We start from the raw sequence: 15,383 nt of genomic DNA on the forward strand, positions 1-15,383 counted from the left end.
TGAATAGATGGCATCCCATACCGCCGACTCTGCTTCATCAATGGTGGCCTGCGCGAAGTCGATTGCGGACAATGCGTAGTCCTCGGCGAGGTCGGCATCGTCGGCGGCGAGGTCCGCGTCGAGACGGTCCTCCTTGTCGCTGACGTTTGCCTTCACCTTCGCAACATGCGCCTGCCACTTCGCGTGCATCTCCTGCCACTGCGACGAGGCCTTGTCCTTGGCGTCAACTGCCTTGTCGTTGAGTCGATCCGCCGACGCGCTCGCACGATCGCGAGCGTTGGCGGCATCGGCCTCCAGCCGAGCTCTGGTGCTTTGGCCCGCAGCCTTCAGCTTGTCGGACGCGCCCTTCGCCTTGTCTGCGATCTTGTCGAACTGCGCGTTCAGGTCAATGTCTGTCATTGGGACTCCTCGGGTGCGATGGGACAACTCCTGAATCGTGCAGCGCGGACCTTTCGCCGTCATTGTGGCTGCCGACAACGTCGGCGAGCAGACGCTGTCGCGCGCCACACCCGGGTGACAGCCGCCCCGCGCTACTCGGTACCAACGAGCACTCTGCGCCGCGCTCCAACCGAATTCCGTGCCTGTCGGGTCGTTCGCCGGCACATTCGGCGTGGTTGTGGTGCAGAACAATTCCGTGGTGTCGACGGTGTGCTGGAGGACACCGTCCGCTCGGCTACCCCTCGGTTAGAGTGCGCTTGACCGGTGCTTGCAAGAGGCCGCGAAAGGAACGATCATGACGACCGACCACAGCGCCGCTCCTGCGCGGCGCATCCCACAGTTGATCCCGCGCCGGCTCCTGAGCGGCAAGTCGGCCCACCATCCCGTCGTGCTGGAAGAGGCCGAGAGACGAGGTCGGGATTTTCAGCTGCGTCTGGCCGATCGAATTACCACGTTCGCGGGGTCGATGAACTTCGTCTGGCTTCATGCGGCGCTATTCGCCGTCTGGATGCTGTTCCTGGAGAAGAGCCCGTGGCCCATGTTGACCCTTGTCGTGTCGCTCGAAGCGATCTTCCTTTCGACGTTCGTGATGATCGGCCAGAACCGGCAGTCGGCGTTCCAGCAGGCCAAGGCGGACCATGACTTCGAGACTCAAGAATTGGAACTGAAGACCAATACCGAGCTGACTCGCCAAATCCATTTGCTAACAACGGAGTTGCATCGGCGCCTCATCGAGACACCATCGGGGTGATCTGAACCGTGTGCGGTGGCTACCCGACCTTCACTGCAACGCCTGGCGAGTGATTGGCGAAAGCGTGTCCACCCACTCCGCGTAGCCGAGGCCGTTGAGGTGGAGCTTGTCTGGGGTGAATTCGGCCCGAAGCCCGCCGCGGCCGTCGCTGAGCGCCGGCCACAGGTCGACGTTCGTCGCAGCGACGCAAGCGATCAACGCACTCGTCGGACCGGCGGTGGGCCGCGTGCTGATCATGGCGTTGCTCATGGTGCAGCTGGTCAGCGCCGGCGGCATGTACCCCGTGGAAACCACGTCGCAGCCCTTCCGGACACTGCACCGCTTCGATCCGATGACGTTCGGCGTCAACGGACTCCGGCAGCTCATCCTAGGCGGCATCGACGGCCGGCTATGGCAGGCGATCATCGTGCTGTTAGGCATATGGGCAGTGGCGCTGGCGATCTCGTGTATGTCCGCCCGACGCGACCGGCTCTGGAACCTCGACAGGCTGATACCGGCGATCAAGATCTGACCGCTCGTCAGCCGACGTCCGGATCTGGTTGTAGCCGAGCGGGAATCGCGCGCTGTGTCACCGCCGTCACCTCACCGTTGCCGTTGGTCACCGGGTCTTTGACCCTCGAGGTCGGCGCGACCGTCGGTTCGTCGGCAGGAGCGGTGCGGGTGATCGGCATCGGCGTGGTCGTCGCAAGCGACGGCGCGCTCACCCGGCGTGCCGCGTTCACGCGCTGCGCGGAACCGTCACCGGTCGGACCGGTGGGGTCACGCGGCGGCCACTGCGTCACCGGGCCGCCGGCACCGACGAGAGCGTCCTCCGACTCCGGTTCCGTCGCCGGCTCCGCAGGCCGCTCGTGCTCGTCCGGCAGACCGATCTCGCCGAGCCCGATCCGCGAGTGCAGCCGTTTCAACGACCTTGGCGCCCACCAGCACTCGTCGCCGAGCAGCTTCATCACCGCAGGCACCAGGAACATCCGGACCACCGTAGCGTCCAGCAGGAGCGCGGTGACCAGGCCGAACGCCAGGTACTTCATCATCACCAGGTCGGAGAAGACGAACGCGCCCGCCACCACGACGAGGACCAGCGCCGCCGCGGTGATGAGGCGGCCGGTGGTCGCGGTGCCGATGCGGATGGCGTCCGCGGTCGACGTGCCGGAGTCGCGTGCCTCGACCATCCGGGACACCAGGAAGACCTCGTAGTCGGTCGACAGGCCGTAGATCACCGCGATGACGAGGCCGATCACCGGAGCGGTCAGCGGGGTCGGCGTGAAGTTCAGCCAACTGGCGAAATGGCCGTCGACGAATATCCACGTCAACACGCCCAGCGTCGAACCCAGCGTCAAGGCGCTCATGATCGCGGCCTTGATCGGCAGCACCAGTGATCCGAACGCCAAGAACATCAGCAGCGTGGTCGTGCCGATCAAGATGATGGTCATCAGCGGCAGCTTGGCAAAGATGCTGTGGATGCTGTCCTGTTCGAGCGCGGGTGTCCCGCCCACCCACACGGTCAGGCCGCGCGGCGGGGAGATCGACCGCAGCTCTTCGAGCTTCGTGGCGGCATCGTTGCGGTTCACCAGGCCGTTTTGGATCACCCGGACCGATGGATCCCGCGATGCGCCGTCGAGGTAGGGCCGCTCCTTCCACATGTTGGCCGGCTTGTTGTCCGGATCGATGAAGCCGGGAATGGTCATCGCCTCGCTGCGGACCTGCGCGACCTGGCTGTCGGTGACCGGCCGGCCGTCGGTGCGGTGGACCACCAGCGTCAGCGGCTCGGTGCGGAACCTGGGGAAGATCCGGTCGAATTCCTGCTGTGCCTGGCGCACCGAGTTCGTTGGCGGCAGGTACTTTTCGCTGATGCCACCCAGGGACATGTTGCCCAGCGGGACGATCAGCCAAATCATGACGATGACGATCGGGGCGGCAAATACGATGGGCCGCTTCATCACTCGGTTGACCAGCTTGCCCCAGAAGCCATTCTCGACCTCTTCGCGGGTCTGGTTCTTCTGCACGTGTGCGCCCAGCCAGTGCAGCCACCAGTTGGTGGGTTTCCAGTTGCGGAAGAACGGAACCCGCAGGAATGAGTACACACCCAGGTCGTCGACGTGGTGGCCCAGGAGCCCGAGGCAGGCGGGCAGCACGGTGATCGACAGGATCGCCGACAACATCACCGAGGCGATCATGGCGTAGGTGAGTGATTTGAGGAAGCCCTGCGGGAACAGCAGCAGGCCGGCCGCCGACGCCACGATCAGCACCGCCGAGAACACCACGGTTCGCCCGGCCGTGGTCACCGCGCGGCGTACCGCGGTTTCGGTGTCATAGCCCTCGGCGATCTCCTCACGGAAGCGGCTGACCACGAACAGCCCGTAGTCGATTGCGATGCCAAGACCGATCAGCGTCACCACCGGCTGCGCGAAGTAGTGCACCGGGCCGGATATCGCGACCAACCGCATGATCCCCAGTGAGCCTGCGATGGACAGCGCGCCGACCATTGCAGGCAGGCATGCCGCGACCACCCCGCCGAACACGAAGAAGAGCACCACCGCCACCAGCGGCACGGCCAGCACCTCGGCGCGCAGCTGGTCTTCGGCGATGGTCCCCATCAGCTCATTGGCCAACGGCTGCAAGCCGGCCAGCTTCACGTCGACGCCCGGGACGGCGAAGTCGTCCTGGACCGTCTTGTAGTTGTTGAGGATGGTGTCGTCGTCGTTGCCCTTGAGCTGAATCGACATGAACGCGTGCTTCTTTGACGCGTCGGCCATGCTGCGCAGCAGGCCCGGGTTCTTGAAGTAGCCGACCGACCGGAGGATCTGGTTCGGGTGGTCGTTCTCGACTTGGGCGAGGTTCTCGAGGATCTTCCGCTTGAAGTCTGCGTCGTCCACCGTCTTGCCGTCCGGGGCGGTGTAGATCGCCACGATGTGGCCTGAGGTGTCGCGACCGTACGCCTGGTCAGCGAGGCGCGAGGCTTGCGCCGACTCGCTGTTGTCGTCGTAGAAGCCGCTCTGCGTGAGATGCGGGCCCAGAGTCAGCCCGTACGCGCCGCCACCCACGCACAGCGCCACCATCACTCCGATCACGATGGATCGGTAGCGGTATACCGTTCGACCCCACCACGCGAAAACGACGACTCCTCACTGCCCGCGCTCTGCGCTCATTCTCCTACGCGTAGCTGCGATTCTCATGCGCGCGAGTTGCGCAGTGAGGACCGACCTCCCTAGGTGGTCGCCCCGCTCGAGGTGAGGCGACGCGCAGCGTAGTCGGCGGCCTGGCCGGTCAGCCCGTTTACCGCGTATTGGGTATGCGCGCCGTTGTCGGTGCCGCCCGGCGCGCAGATCGGGTCTGTGGGAATGCAGATGTCGGTGGTCTTACCCGTATAGAGGTGGCCGACCGCGATCGGCGGCGCTCCGGTGTAGATCTGCTGCAAGAACCCGCTCGATGGTTTGCCGAAGAGGGCCACCGCAGCGACATGGTTGGCCACGTCGGGCGCCATTGGGCCGGTGATGCCTGCCGGCAGGGTGTAGCCGGGGGGTATCGAGTCTTCGGTGGTGTAGGCCATCACGGCCGCCCCTTGGGAGTACCCGCCGAGCACCATCTTGGTCTTCGGGCAACTTGCCGCCATATCGCGGATCTTGTTGCTCGCATCGATCACACCCGCGGCGGCAGTCGAGAAATCGAGGGACGCCGGATAGTTCACCGGATACACGTCGATCGATTTGTCGCCGAGCTGGGCGCGCAGCGCATCGACGAAGGACTGCCCGGTATCGCCGACCCCCGGTGGCTCGAACGTGCCGCGCGCGAATACCACCTCGACGTCGGGGCAGGGAGCGGCGGACGCGGAGGGCATGCCGATCGCCGGGCCCAAGAGCACCGAGGCTGTCACCACCGCAGCACCGAACAAACGACTGATCACGCTCATCTCGACTCCACCGCCCTTTTTGATTCCCGACCCGGCGTTGGGCGTCAATGCCCGCTCCGCAGACGACGCCATTTTTTACCCGCTGGCGCGCCCGACCAAACAAGAGGGCGCCGCACTGTGACGGACACCACATCCGCTGTCTGCGACCACGCTCATCGGACGGGTGCGGCGTTCTGGAAGTCCACGGGGACACGGGCGCCGGTGCGCGCGGATTCGAGGATCGATTGGCACACCGCCAGAGCGTTCACCGCGTCGTGGCCGTCGACGACCGGGCGGCCGTCGCCGACGACGGCGCGGGCGAAGTGTTCGAGCGTGATGTCGTAGGTGTGCCTGCGGTCGGGCACGTCGACCTCGATCTCGCCTAGTGCGGTGCGCAGCAGCACCGTGCCGATCGGTTCCGGAGTCATCACCTCGGGTGCGACGATGCTGCCCTCGTCACCGTGTACCTCGAGGTAGGTGGGAGTGTGCGGCGTCGTGAACGCGTCGTGGAATCGGACGAGGACGTCGTCCTCGTATCGGATCACCGAGGCCGCCGCGTCCTCGGTGGAGGTCTCCCATCGTCCTTGTCGCACGGTGATGGCGATGGTTTCCAAGGCCCTGGTGCCCAGCAGCGGATTGACCACCGACGCGTCGTGGCACGACAGATCCATGACCACACCGGCCCCGGGACGATCACTGAGCCTCCAGCCGCGCAGCCGTTCGGGTAGCAGCGAGGTGTGCCGCACGTTCACCGAGAGCACGCGCCCGATGGCCCCGTCGCGCACCAGCTGCCGCACCGCGCGGTGCGTGCCGGCGGCGGGCAGGTGGTGGTTGACGCCGAGAACGACCCCGTGCGCGGCACACGCGGCGGTGATCTGCCGAGCGCTGTCGAGATCGACCGACAACGGCTTCTCGCACAGCACGTGTTTGCCGGCAGCGGCGGCCGCCTCGGCATGAGCCAAGTGCTGCTCGTTGGTGCTGGAGATGTAAACGGCATCGATACTGGGGTTGGCGAGCAGCCCGTCGACACTGTAATCACCGTTTTGCGACGGTATTTCGTTGCGGGTTGCGTAGTCGGCCGCGTGGTTGGCGTTGCTGCTTGCCAGGCCGAGGATGCCGTGGTTCATCCGCCGCAACGCGGGAATCATGCCAGTCTGGGCGATATCGCTGGCGCCGATCAGACCCCAGTTCAGCCGTGTGCGATCCGACATGCAATCCGTCTCCGCTCTCCGTCAGTCGCCCCCATCTTGCGCTCGGTCAATCGGGACACAAAAAAGGCCATGGCGCACCGGTATGGTGCGCCACGGCCAGAAGGGTGATTCGTATCAGAACGCCCCGTCCACGAAGCCGTTCGTGGTGTTGACATCGTCGTGGTTGTCGACGGAGTAATGGGGCAACGTGGGGGTGGTCGCCATGTCGGCCTGGGCGGGTCCTGCGAAACCCAGCACCGCTGCGGTCAGACCGCTGGCGATCAATGTGGCAAATCCGAACTTCTTCATCTCGATGCCTTCCTGTATTCGGCCGGTTTGCTAACCTCTTTGGCCGATCTAGAGGGTTAAACGCACTGCTCATGGGGTTAATTCCATTGGCAGAAACTGATCGGCGGTTGGCAGGAATCGACCGCTTTTCGGGCGGCAGCGACTACCGTCGTTGGCGACGAAGGTCCGCAGCAGCTGAACGCACGACCTTCGTGACGGTCTCGACGATCGGGCTGTCCAACTTCCAGCACTGCCAGAACAGCGGCACGTCGAGGTACGCCTCGGAGATCCGGACGAACGAGCCGTCGGCCAGTGCCGGTGCCGCCGACTGTTCCGGGTACATGCCCCACCCCAGCCCGGCCCTCACCGCCGCACCGAAGCCCTCGGCGGTCGGCACGTAGTGGACGGATCTGGGGATCGCGCGGCGAAAGGCTTTGCGGACCAACATGTCTTGCAACGCGTCGTCGCGGTTCCAGGCCAGCGACGGTGCCGTCGCCACCGCGTCAGCGGTGAAGCCATCGGGCAGAAAGTGTTCGGCAAGGGTCGGGCCGCTCACCGGCACGTACCGCATCACACCCAACCCGTGGACCCGACATCCCGGCACCGGTGTCCGCTCGGTGGTCACCGCGCCCATCGCGATGCCCTCCCGCAGTAGTCGCGCCGAGTGGTCCTGGTCCTCGATCCGGATGTCGAACAGCACGTCCGGTAGTCGTCCGAAGACCGCAGTGAACCACGTCGACATCGAATCGGCATTTACCGCGACCACGATGCGGGTCACCTGTGCCGTGCCACCGCCGACCTCGGCCAACGCCTCCGACTCCAGCAGCGCCGTCTGTGCCGCCAGGCGAAGCAATGGGACACCGGCTGCCGTCGCGGCACACGGCTTGCCGCGCACGACCAGCACCTGTCCGGTCCGCTGCTCGAGTACCTTGATGCGCTGGCTGATCGCCGACGGGGTGACGTGCAGCCGCTCGGCAGCAGCGTCGAAGCTGCCCAGTTCGATCACCGCCGCGAAGGCAGCCAGCTGCTGGCCATCCAGTGCCACATTAGTGATTCTAATTCATGTGGAGAAGCATTAGCCGTACTGCGTCCGCGACGGGCCAGGCGTCGCCGACATGCTGGTGAGCACCGAGTGGTCCACCGAAGCCATCGCCGAGATGTGCGCCCTCGGTACTCCAGTCCACGACCTGTTCGCCGGCACCCCCATCGAATCGACCTGCCCGCGCTGATCGGGTTTGCTATCGCCGAATATACCGGGCTTCACATTTGCGTTTCACATGAAGATCTGGGCATCGGTTGAAACGCCGCTAGATTGGAATTTGTAACCAACAGATCGGCCTTTCTGAAAGCGCATGAGTCGATCACTGGTGACACATCCATCAAATAAAACAATCACGCAAGGGGAATGACATGAAGCTACGTTACATCGCGACGGCGATCGCGACCGGAGCCGCCGCCGCGGCCATAGCTGCCGCACCGAGTGCGTCGGCCGCAATCCCGGTCACCAGCATCGATGGTGGGGGTACCACCACGACCCATCAAACACCCGGTCACGTATCGATCCAGGTCACACCGCCTCATGTGTCGAAGGCGCGCAGCTACGGCGAGTTCTCGTCGCCGGCACCCTTCTTCGGTAATTGAAGGCTGAGCAGCGGGTAGCCGCCACTCAGCTGCGCGCAGCTGCCTCGAGGCCGCGAAGACACTTGGCAAGTGGCTTCGCGGTCTTCGCGTTGTCGGGCAATTCCGACAAGCCATCTATTTCCATTCAATACGAAATGAATACGGATCTCATCTGAGCGTTGTATCCGCTACTTATATGCGTTTGGCATGAAGTTCTTGACTCATGGGCATTCGTCGCGACAGTAACAAAACTTGATTTGCTAGAAATTCGACAGTCTGTCAATGTGCCGCGAGAACGTGCTCCCTTCAAGGGGCGTTCTATTGCGCAAACCCCGCGCTCGCCTCGCCCGGCAGCCCCGAGCATGTGCTCTTGGGCTAACATGCGACGCCGTTGGGCCTTACTCTTCGGCGATGAGATCATTCGTCCCCGTCCTATCAGCGGTGCTGTTGGCGGCCGCATGCACCTCTTGTGGTACCGCCGATGGCCAGTCCGACTCCATCGGACAAGCGAGCTCAGACGTGCCGGAGACACTCTCCGCCGCCGTTGCCGCGGCACAGGCGAACGCCGATCGCTTCTCGTCGGGCGATTTCGCCGGTGTCTGGGAGCGGATGTCACGGGAGGTCCGCGACGGGATCACACGAGAAGACTTCGTGACCTTCTACGAAACCTGCAAGAGGACCGGCCAGAAGATCCGGGTCGCCGGCGTGCGCCTGGACGTTGGGGATTCGGCGATCGTGCGCATGCAGGTCGGAGGCACCGACCAATCTCGGATCATGCTCTTCGAGAACGGCAACTGGGTCATGAAACCCACCCCGGGGTTCGCAGCGCATCTCGGCGAACCGGTCGAGCAGATTGTGGCCGAAGAGAGGTCCGCGGGCCTCTGCTCCAACTGATCACCTCGCCCGCAACTCCGGACATCTGGGCACGACGCAATCTGCGTAGCTAATTCAGACCACGCCGTGCTGCCTTCGCCGCGCTTACCAAGGCCTGACCGGCAGTTGACCGACTTCTTTGATTGATCACCGATAGCATGGAGTTGTAGCACCGGCAAACGAAACTGTTACCGGGATCACGAGTGCGCGAACACCTCACTGGGCGTTCGTGATTCGCGAGCGCCCCTGGCCCAGAAGGCCGTTTCGATCGCCTGTGCGGAAACAAACCCCGTTCAGAAGGAGTTGCAGCACCACGTGCCTGCCCCGATCCCGTTGACCAGCCGGCCGAATGCCAAGCGGCGTTCCCAGCTAATTCACAGTTTCGAGCAAGGCTGATGCGCCAAGGCCCACTCGCCGGGCGATATCCGGCGGTCGCCGCCATGGTCACACTTGCATTGATCCCGTACCTGGCGCTGTCCGCGGCGATCGACCCATTGGTGCCGATCATCTCGGAGCAGTTGCACATGACCGCTCAGGAGATGAGCCTGAGTTCGGGTCTGGGGAACGCGGCGTACGCCGTGGGCACGGTGCTGGCGGTCCAGTTCGCGCAACACCTGCCGCAGCGCAGGATGCTGCTTGGATACGCGGTGGTGCTGGTGCTGGGTTCGGTGCTCGCAGCGGCTGCACCGAACTCGGGCACGTTCATCTGCGGACACGTGCTGCAGGGATTGGCGACCAGCATGTTGTTGATCGCCGCCGCGCCTCCACTCACGATCGGATTCCCCAGAGACAAGCTCCGCAACACGGCCGTGATCATGAACATGTGCGTGTTCGGGGCGGTCGCCCTCGGCCCGTTCATCGGTGGCGTGCAAGCGGAGTCACACGCGTGGCGACCGCTGTTCTGGATCGTCGCCGCGATCGCGTTGCTGGCTCTGATCCTGGCCGCGCTGACGTTCGACGACGCCCCGCCCGCCGACCTCGATGCGCCACGTGACCTGCCTGCGATCGCACTGGCGGCCGTCGGGTGCACGGCGGCCTTCGTCGGCGCCGCACAACTGACCAGCCACGGATTCGCGGATGCGGCGGTGACCGTGCCGATGCTCGGCGGACTGGCCTTGATCGTGGTGTTGATCGTCTACCAATTCCGCGCTCGCCGTCCGCTTCTCACGGTTCGAACGATGCTGACGAGTTCGATTCCGGTCGCAGGCGTCGGCGTCGCGCTGTTCGCCGCGGCCGCGTCGGTGGCGGCGACCGCGCTGACGGCCAACGTGTTCCTGCAGACCTACAGCCCGGTCCACGTCGGGCTGCTGTACCTGCCTGAACTCGGCGGCGCCATCGTGATGGCGGTCGTGTTCGGAGCGGTCATCTCCAGACGTGCCATGCACTACCTTCCACTCGTCGGCATGGCGCTGCTGGCGGCCGGGATCCTGGTGTTCCGGTTCGCCTTACCCGCCAACCAGCCGCTTGCTCTGCTCGGCTCGGCACTGACGGGGCTTGCGCTCGGCGCCACCGTCGCACCCGCGCTGTTCGTCGCGGGCTTCTCATTGCAGTCCAACAGCCTGCAGCGCGTCTTCGCGATCATCGAACTCCTGCGGGCGGTGGCGGCGTTCCTGGTCGCACCGGTCTTCGCCCACTTCGCAGCGACGGTGTCCCCTGATCTCGTCGTGGGCACCGGCATTGCGCTGTGGATGGGGTTCGGGCTGGCGATCGGCGGCGCCGTGTTCGGGGTCGCGGTCTACGCGCTCAGCGGCGCCCGACCGCAACGGCCCGACCTGGACCGGTTCCTCGACGGCGAATCCCCGGCCTGGTACTCGCCACCACTGCTGGCGCGCGTCCGGAAGGGCCTGCTGCCCCTGACTCCTGCGGCCGAGCACGCTCCTGCCGTCACGGCGCCCGTGCAGCGTGGGGCTCCGATGTCCTCCGGCCCGGTGGTGTTCGCCTACGACGGATCCGAACTCGCCGCCTTCGCCATCGAACGGGCCGCGACGCAGCTGGCGCCCGGACGCGACGCGCTCGTCGTGTGTGTCTGGCAGCCCGTCGACGTGGGATTCACGCCATCCGACAATGGGCACTTCGACGCCGACCAGGCCACCGAGGTACGGCGAGCCGCCGAACGGACGGCGGCCGACGGAGCGGCACTGGCCGTCGCGGCCGGATTTCGGGCGTGGAGCAAGGCCGTTGAGGCGGCGCCGACCTGGAGGGGCATCGTTGCGACCGCTGACGAACACGACGCAAGCTTGATCGTGCTCGGACCGCACCGCCGCAACGGGCTGTTGGGACATCTGCAGGGCAGCGTGGCGGCCGCGGTCGTCGCACACACCACCACCCCGGTCCTCATCGTCCCCCAGCGCACGGCGACCTCGAACCTCTGCGCAACGGTTGGCTGACGAATAGTCCGACGAGGAGACCGTCCTTTCTCTAGCGGTACCAGATACGGCCATCTGTCCGACCGGGCAGAACACGTGGCGTCATCGCCGCCAGAACAGGTGGTGCGTCACGCCGCTTGGGCTGGGCACGACGTCGACGTGGAACCGGTCGTGCAGCTCCTCGGGCGACTCCCAGAGGCGTGACCCCGCCCCGAGGTCCATTTGGGAGACCGCGACATGGAGGGTGTCGACGAGGTCGGCGTCGAGGAACTGCCGGATGGTGGTCGCCCCGCCACCAAGCCGGACGTCCTTGCCCTGTGCGGCCTCCCTGGCCCGCTCGAGGACTGTGGCCGGGTCGGCGTTGACGAAGTGGAACGTGGTGTCCGACAGGGTGAATGACGGGCGGTCGTGGTGGGTCATGACGAACACTGGAGTGTGGAATGGCGGCTCGTCGCCCCACCAGCCCTGCCATTCGTGGTCGCGCCACGGGCCGCGTTCCGGACCAAACTTGTTGCGGCCCATGATCTCGGCCCCGATGTTGCGAGGGTAGTCCCGGGTGAGGTAGTCGTCGAGGCCACGACTTCCGCCGGGATCGGTGCGCATGGGCCAACTCGCCGTGGCGCCTGCCCACGCAAACATCGTTCCCGGGTCGGCGTGACCGAACGGGCGGTCGAGGCTCTGGTTCTCACCCGCGCCGAAACCGTCCCGCGAGACGTTGAAATTCTGGACTCTGAGCAGCTGGGCCACGCGTTCCTCCTGGGTCGTCGACGGACAGTGATTGGACCTGGCCTGCGGGCCTAACTCATCGCAGACGCGAAAGTGTGCGCCTCAGATATTGGGATCGGTAGCCCGCCCCACCGTCTGTACTGAATGACAATGCCGACTTGGCGGCGCCTCGTGAAAGGAGAGCGACCATGAGCAGAATCCCGCGATTCGCGACGACGGTCGCGGTGGCCGGCGCCCTAGGACTGACCGGCATGGGAATGGGTGCAGGTGCCGCACTGGCAGAGTCGCCGCCCGTGGTGCCAGGCGGATATACCTGGTGTCCAGGGCAAGCGTTGCCGTTCAGCGGCTTGGGTTGGGACATGGGTAGGTGCCACACCTACTACTTCGTCCCGTTCGGGCAAGGCAATGTGCAGCTGGCAGACCTGCAGGGCAATCCACGCGAAAGCTGGATTTGGGCGGATACCCCGCCCCCGCCGCCGACCAATCCGCCCCCTCCGCTGCCCCCTCGGCCGCCGAATTGCCCTCCCTGGAACGTCGTCATCGGTCCATCGGAGTGCGGCGGCCTCTAGGCGGGCCGTAGACGCCCGGAGGAGACCGAGGCGCGGCGCTGTTCACACTGCGACGACTTCCACCAAGTCGGCGAGGCCATCGAAATCATCGCGGTTGCGCGTGTAGAGCCGGGCAGAATGGGCGTGCGCGGTCGCCGCGATGAGCAGGTCCGTCGATCGCGCGCGCGGGTTTCGTCCCGCGTCGACGACAGCCGCCGCGACCTGGCCGTAACTCGCCGCGACGGCCTCGTCGAGCGGTAGCGCATCAAAGGTGCGCTGCAGCGCGAGCAGACGGCGTAGGCGTTCAGCGCGTACCGATGTGCGCTGTGCGACCAAGACGCCAAAGTGCAGTTCCGCCAGCGTGATAGCGCTGATGGCCAGCTGCCCATCGAGCGGCTCCACGTCTGTGGCGATCACAACGCTGGTGTCGAGAATGGCCCTCACTGTCTCATCCATGGGTCGCGCACCTCGTGGTCGATCGTCTGCCGATCGTCGTTCCAGTCGGGATCCGCAGGCCCCATGAAGGCGTCGGCGACGTCGCCCCACTGCCTCCACGCCCGCGGAATTGCGGGAACCAATCGCGCCCCTGGTCGGCCGGCCACCGTGATGGTGATCTCCTCACCCTCCTCAACGCGGCGAACCAGATCCGACGCGTTCTGACGCAGCTCGCGCAGACCAACGAATTCCACCTCTCCAAGGTAGCACATGTGCTACACCGTAAAAATCGAGCTAGATGCTGCCGGAACGCCGCTCCTGCACATCCGAAAGCTCGTCTGCCAACAATTCCGGCGGGCTGTGATATCCATCCCTTTGGCTGGTCAAAATTGGCGACCCAGCGCGGCCGGTGTCACCATGGGAAAGGTGTTTGCGAGAAATGGAGAATACCCGGATCAATCGAGAGTAACGCGCGTCACATCGTTTGCTGAACGTGTTCGGTGGTATGTGCACGCTCTCGGGGTCAACCCGCTGATTCGCATCACCGATCGACTGGAAGCACTCGCCGTCCTGGCCGCGCTCATGAGCGCACTCATTGCCATCCCCGCCGCGGCGCAGGCAGGAAACCTGGTCTACGAGTCGGCTGCGCACACCGCCGATGAGCAGGCACACGATCGCCACGCCGTACAAGCCCTGGTGGTTGAGGGCAGCAGACGCATGCCGACGGATCCCGAAGGCCCTGCTGCCGACGGTCCTGCTTCAGTACGGGCGCAGTGGCGCGACGGAACACACATGCGTACCGAACAGATCACCAGCCCTTCGATGGCCAAAGCGGGCGAGTCACTGACGATCTGGCTAGACGGCACCGGCAAGGTGGTCGCTGCACCGATGACGGCGGATGACGCCGGGTTGAGCGTGGCCGTCGCTGCAGGCACGGTCTGGATCGCCATCGTCGCCTGCGCCGCACTGGCCGCCTTCCTCATCCGCAGGGGGCTGGACCGATCCCGCGACCACGCATGGGAGCGTGAACTGCACCTGCTAGCCCACAACGACGACGGCTGGGCCAACCGGCAGGTCTAACGGGAGCGGGTTTTCATTCGCTGTCCCACGGGCTGGCCGCACTGCCGGTGTGCTGGTTGCGCAATCAGCCCCGACCCCGTCGCTTCTTATCCGCCTCAATGGCGGCGGCGGTGCCGAGCTCGTGGAGATCATCAATGAACTCGTGAAAGGGCGAGTGGTTCCATTTCGCGACGATATCGTGGAATCCGGCCCGGTACGTGATTGGCTCGTCAGCCACGGCCGCCATGGGTTTGACTTGCCTATCAGCCAGCCAATCGCTGTATCGGTTGTCCATCCAGTAGGCGAATGTTTCCTCCGGCAGAAGTTCCTGACACCACGACTGGTATTGATCGAACTGTAGGTTCCAAAGACGGTCATAGTAGAGCGTCGGGTCATCCTGATGTTCAGGCTGAAATTGCATCTCCAACACCTGTGTGTAGCGCCGATTGAATTCGCTGAGCAGATCAGCTTGCTTGCTCTGTCGAGCGAGTTCCTGGCCCTGCCGCGCCAGCTCGTGGCCCTGCCGAGCCAGCTGATGGCCCTGGCGGCTGAGTGTCCAAGTCTTCCAAAGGACAAGCTCGGTGGCAGCGCCGGTGACGAGGCGTAGACGGGCGTCGTCACGCTTGCCTTGACCGATGATGTCGCAGGGCCTGAACGCCGGCAACGGCAGGTGTAGGCTGTCAAACTCCGTGGCGGACGGCGATGCCTCTACCAGGGCGTTTGCAAAATTCTCACCAAAATGGCGGACGAGTTTTTCTCATATTCGTGGCGGTTCCTACAACCGCACGGTAGTGCACAAATCGCTTTCGTAGCAGGAGGGTCCAGTTTGGGATTAGCAGCAATGTCGGGTTAGCGCTTGGAACCCTGTGCGCACAGTTGCTCGACACCGCGGTCGACGCTGCCGACGGCCAGTCACGGCACGATCTACTGCGAATTATGTTGTCTGTGAGGATCTTCCGGCAGGATTCGTGGATAGTCTCTATTATCGATGAAAGACGGCTATGGCGGACGCCCCCGGCCCGACCGACAGCGTTGAGGTTCCGCGACCGGAGTGGTTCGCCGCCTTCCTCGCCGACCCGGGGCACCCGTAAACTTACAGCCGCCGACGCGTCGCGACACGGGTCGTTGGTCACCGGCTCGGCGGCGTTGGTCGCAGCCGCCGGATACGCCGCGACCATCGTGGCAGTGGCGCCCACGCTAGAC

Annotated in this window: 16 protein-coding genes and 2 pseudogenes; 7 read left to right on the top strand and 11 right to left on the bottom strand. The window is 64.8% G+C overall.

Going from position 1 to position 15,383, the window contains the following annotated elements:
- Window positions 1-399, bottom strand: a 399-nt coding sequence (locus QOC69_RS14235) for a hypothetical protein (protein ID WP_526440530.1), incomplete at its 3' end; no start/stop codon positions are given.
- 334 nt (window positions 400-733) lie between these two features.
- Here QOC69_RS14235 and QOC69_RS14240 point away from each other — a divergent pair.
- The gene (locus QOC69_RS14240; protein ID WP_526440532.1) at window positions 734-1,189 is read left to right on the top strand and encodes a DUF1003 domain-containing protein; all 456 of its coding nucleotides are present in this window, start codon (window positions 734-736) and stop codon (window positions 1,187-1,189) included.
- 30 nt (window positions 1,190-1,219) lie between these two features.
- Here QOC69_RS14240 and QOC69_RS14245 read toward each other — a convergent pair whose 3' ends face one another.
- Entirely contained in the window at window positions 1,220-1,438 is a 219-nt protein-coding gene (locus QOC69_RS14245; RefSeq protein WP_526440562.1) for a hypothetical protein, read from the bottom strand.
- On the opposite strand from QOC69_RS14245, the pseudogene QOC69_RS14250 reads away from it, so the two are divergent.
- A pseudogene (locus QOC69_RS14250) lies at window positions 1,362-1,700 on the top strand (YhgE/Pip family protein); the annotation flags it as partial. The gene QOC69_RS14245 and the pseudogene QOC69_RS14250 overlap by 77 nt on opposite strands.
- Window positions 1,701-1,740: 40 nt before the next feature.
- Here the strand turns inward: QOC69_RS14250 and mmpL3 are convergent.
- The 5 genes and pseudogenes from mmpL3 to QOC69_RS14275 form a co-directional block, all read right to left on the bottom strand.
- Window positions 1,741-4,302, bottom strand: a pseudogene (mmpL3, locus tag QOC69_RS14255) (trehalose monomycolate exporter MmpL3); the annotation flags it as partial.
- Between the two features lie 92 nt (window positions 4,303-4,394).
- Entirely contained in the window at window positions 4,395-5,024 is a 630-nt protein-coding gene (locus QOC69_RS14260; RefSeq protein WP_526440557.1) for a cutinase family protein, read from the bottom strand.
- 224 nt (window positions 5,025-5,248) lie between these two features.
- Window positions 5,249-6,286, bottom strand: a complete 1,038-nt coding sequence (locus QOC69_RS14265) for a Gfo/Idh/MocA family protein (protein WP_526440534.1) — start codon at window positions 6,284-6,286, stop codon at window positions 5,249-5,251.
- Between the two features lie 114 nt (window positions 6,287-6,400).
- Window positions 6,401-6,574, bottom strand: a complete 174-nt coding sequence (locus QOC69_RS14270) for a hypothetical protein (RefSeq protein ID WP_526440536.1) — start codon at window positions 6,572-6,574, stop codon at window positions 6,401-6,403.
- Window positions 6,575-6,716: 142 nt separating this feature from the next.
- Window positions 6,717-7,607 carry an ArgP/LysG family DNA-binding transcriptional regulator gene (locus QOC69_RS14275; RefSeq protein WP_526440560.1) on the bottom strand — a complete coding sequence of 297 codons (891 nt, stop codon included), beginning with the start codon at window positions 7,605-7,607 and terminating at the stop codon, window positions 6,717-6,719.
- Window positions 7,608-7,963: 356 nt separating this feature from the next.
- Here QOC69_RS14275 and QOC69_RS14280 point away from each other — a divergent pair, with 356 nt between their 5' ends.
- The 3 genes from QOC69_RS14280 (at window position 7,964) to QOC69_RS14290 (ending at window position 11,433) form a co-directional block, all read left to right on the top strand.
- Window positions 7,964-8,194 (top strand): hypothetical protein, encoded by a 231-nt coding sequence (locus QOC69_RS14280; protein WP_526440538.1) that lies wholly within the window; start codon window positions 7,964-7,966, stop codon window positions 8,192-8,194.
- Window positions 8,195-8,584: 390 nt separating this feature from the next.
- Entirely contained in the window at window positions 8,585-9,067 is a 483-nt protein-coding gene (locus QOC69_RS14285) for a hypothetical protein (protein WP_526440541.1), read from the top strand.
- Between the two features lie 374 nt (window positions 9,068-9,441).
- Window positions 9,442-11,433: an MFS transporter gene (locus QOC69_RS14290; protein WP_526440543.1), complete on the top strand. Its 1,992-nt coding sequence runs from the start codon at window positions 9,442-9,444 to the stop codon at window positions 11,431-11,433.
- A gap of 81 nt (window positions 11,434-11,514) precedes the next feature.
- Here the strand turns inward: QOC69_RS14290 and QOC69_RS14295 are convergent, their stop codons facing one another.
- Window positions 11,515-12,159: a dihydrofolate reductase family protein gene (locus QOC69_RS14295; RefSeq protein WP_526440545.1), complete on the bottom strand. Its 645-nt coding sequence runs from the start codon at window positions 12,157-12,159 to the stop codon at window positions 11,515-11,517.
- A gap of 167 nt (window positions 12,160-12,326) precedes the next feature.
- Between QOC69_RS14295 and QOC69_RS14300 the strand changes: the two genes are divergently transcribed.
- Window positions 12,327-12,707, top strand: a complete 381-nt coding sequence (locus QOC69_RS14300; protein WP_526440547.1) for a hypothetical protein — start codon at window positions 12,327-12,329, stop codon at window positions 12,705-12,707.
- Window positions 12,708-12,749: 42 nt separating this feature from the next.
- Here the strand turns inward: QOC69_RS14300 and QOC69_RS14305 are convergent, their stop codons facing one another.
- Both QOC69_RS14305 and QOC69_RS14310 read right to left on the bottom strand, forming a co-directional pair.
- Entirely contained in the window at window positions 12,750-13,142 is a 393-nt protein-coding gene (locus tag QOC69_RS14305) for a type II toxin-antitoxin system VapC family toxin (RefSeq protein ID WP_526440549.1), read from the bottom strand.
- Complete coding sequence (locus QOC69_RS14310; RefSeq protein ID WP_526440551.1) at window positions 13,127-13,393, bottom strand: type II toxin-antitoxin system Phd/YefM family antitoxin; 267 nt, start codon at window positions 13,391-13,393, stop codon at window positions 13,127-13,129. The genes QOC69_RS14305 and QOC69_RS14310 overlap by 16 nt, the downstream gene beginning before the upstream one ends.
- Before the next feature lie 235 nt (window positions 13,394-13,628).
- On the opposite strand from QOC69_RS14310, the gene QOC69_RS14315 reads away from it, so the two are divergent.
- A complete protein-coding gene (locus tag QOC69_RS14315; protein WP_526440553.1) occupies window positions 13,629-14,201 on the top strand; it encodes an Rv1733c family protein in 573 nt (190 codons plus the stop codon).
- Window positions 14,202-14,265: 64 nt separating this feature from the next.
- On the opposite strand, the gene QOC69_RS14320 is transcribed toward QOC69_RS14315, so the two are convergent.
- Window positions 14,266-14,844: a hypothetical protein gene (locus QOC69_RS14320; RefSeq protein ID WP_526440555.1), complete on the bottom strand. Its 579-nt coding sequence runs from the start codon at window positions 14,842-14,844 to the stop codon at window positions 14,266-14,268.
- Window positions 14,845-15,383: the final 539 nt, after the last annotated feature.

It is taken from the genome of Mycobacterium sp. (assembly GCF_032162105.1).
Taxonomy (GTDB): domain Bacteria; phylum Actinomycetota; class Actinomycetes; order Mycobacteriales; family Mycobacteriaceae; genus Mycobacterium.

Bases quoted from the DNA above. Each gene is read 5' to 3' on its own strand.
- QOC69_RS14260 (WP_526440557.1), bottom strand. From the start codon at position 5,024: ATGCCCTCCGCGTCCGCCGCTCCCTGCCCCGACGTCGAGGTGGTATTC.
- QOC69_RS14310 (WP_526440551.1), bottom strand. From the start codon at position 13,393: ATGTGCTACCTTGGAGAGGTGGAATTCGTTGGTCTGCGCGAGCTGCGT.
- QOC69_RS14240 (WP_526440532.1), top strand. From the start codon at position 734: ATGACGACCGACCACAGCGCCGCTCCTGCGCGGCGCATCCCACAGTTG.
- QOC69_RS14290 (WP_526440543.1), top strand. From the start codon at position 9,442: ATGCGCCAAGGCCCACTCGCCGGGCGATATCCGGCGGTCGCCGCCATG.
- QOC69_RS14245 (WP_526440562.1), bottom strand. From the start codon at position 1,438: ATGAGCAACGCCATGATCAGCACGCGGCCCACCGCCGGTCCGACGAGT.
- QOC69_RS14280 (WP_526440538.1), top strand. From the start codon at position 7,964: ATGAAGCTACGTTACATCGCGACGGCGATCGCGACCGGAGCCGCCGCC.
- QOC69_RS14270 (WP_526440536.1), bottom strand. From the start codon at position 6,574: ATGAAGAAGTTCGGATTTGCCACATTGATCGCCAGCGGTCTGACCGCA.
- QOC69_RS14265 (WP_526440534.1), bottom strand. From the start codon at position 6,286: ATGTCGGATCGCACACGGCTGAACTGGGGTCTGATCGGCGCCAGCGAT.
- QOC69_RS14300 (WP_526440547.1), top strand. From the start codon at position 12,327: ATGAGCAGAATCCCGCGATTCGCGACGACGGTCGCGGTGGCCGGCGCC.
- QOC69_RS14305 (WP_526440549.1), bottom strand. From the start codon at position 13,142: ATGGATGAGACAGTGAGGGCCATTCTCGACACCAGCGTTGTGATCGCC.
- QOC69_RS14285 (WP_526440541.1), top strand. From the start codon at position 8,585: ATGAGATCATTCGTCCCCGTCCTATCAGCGGTGCTGTTGGCGGCCGCA.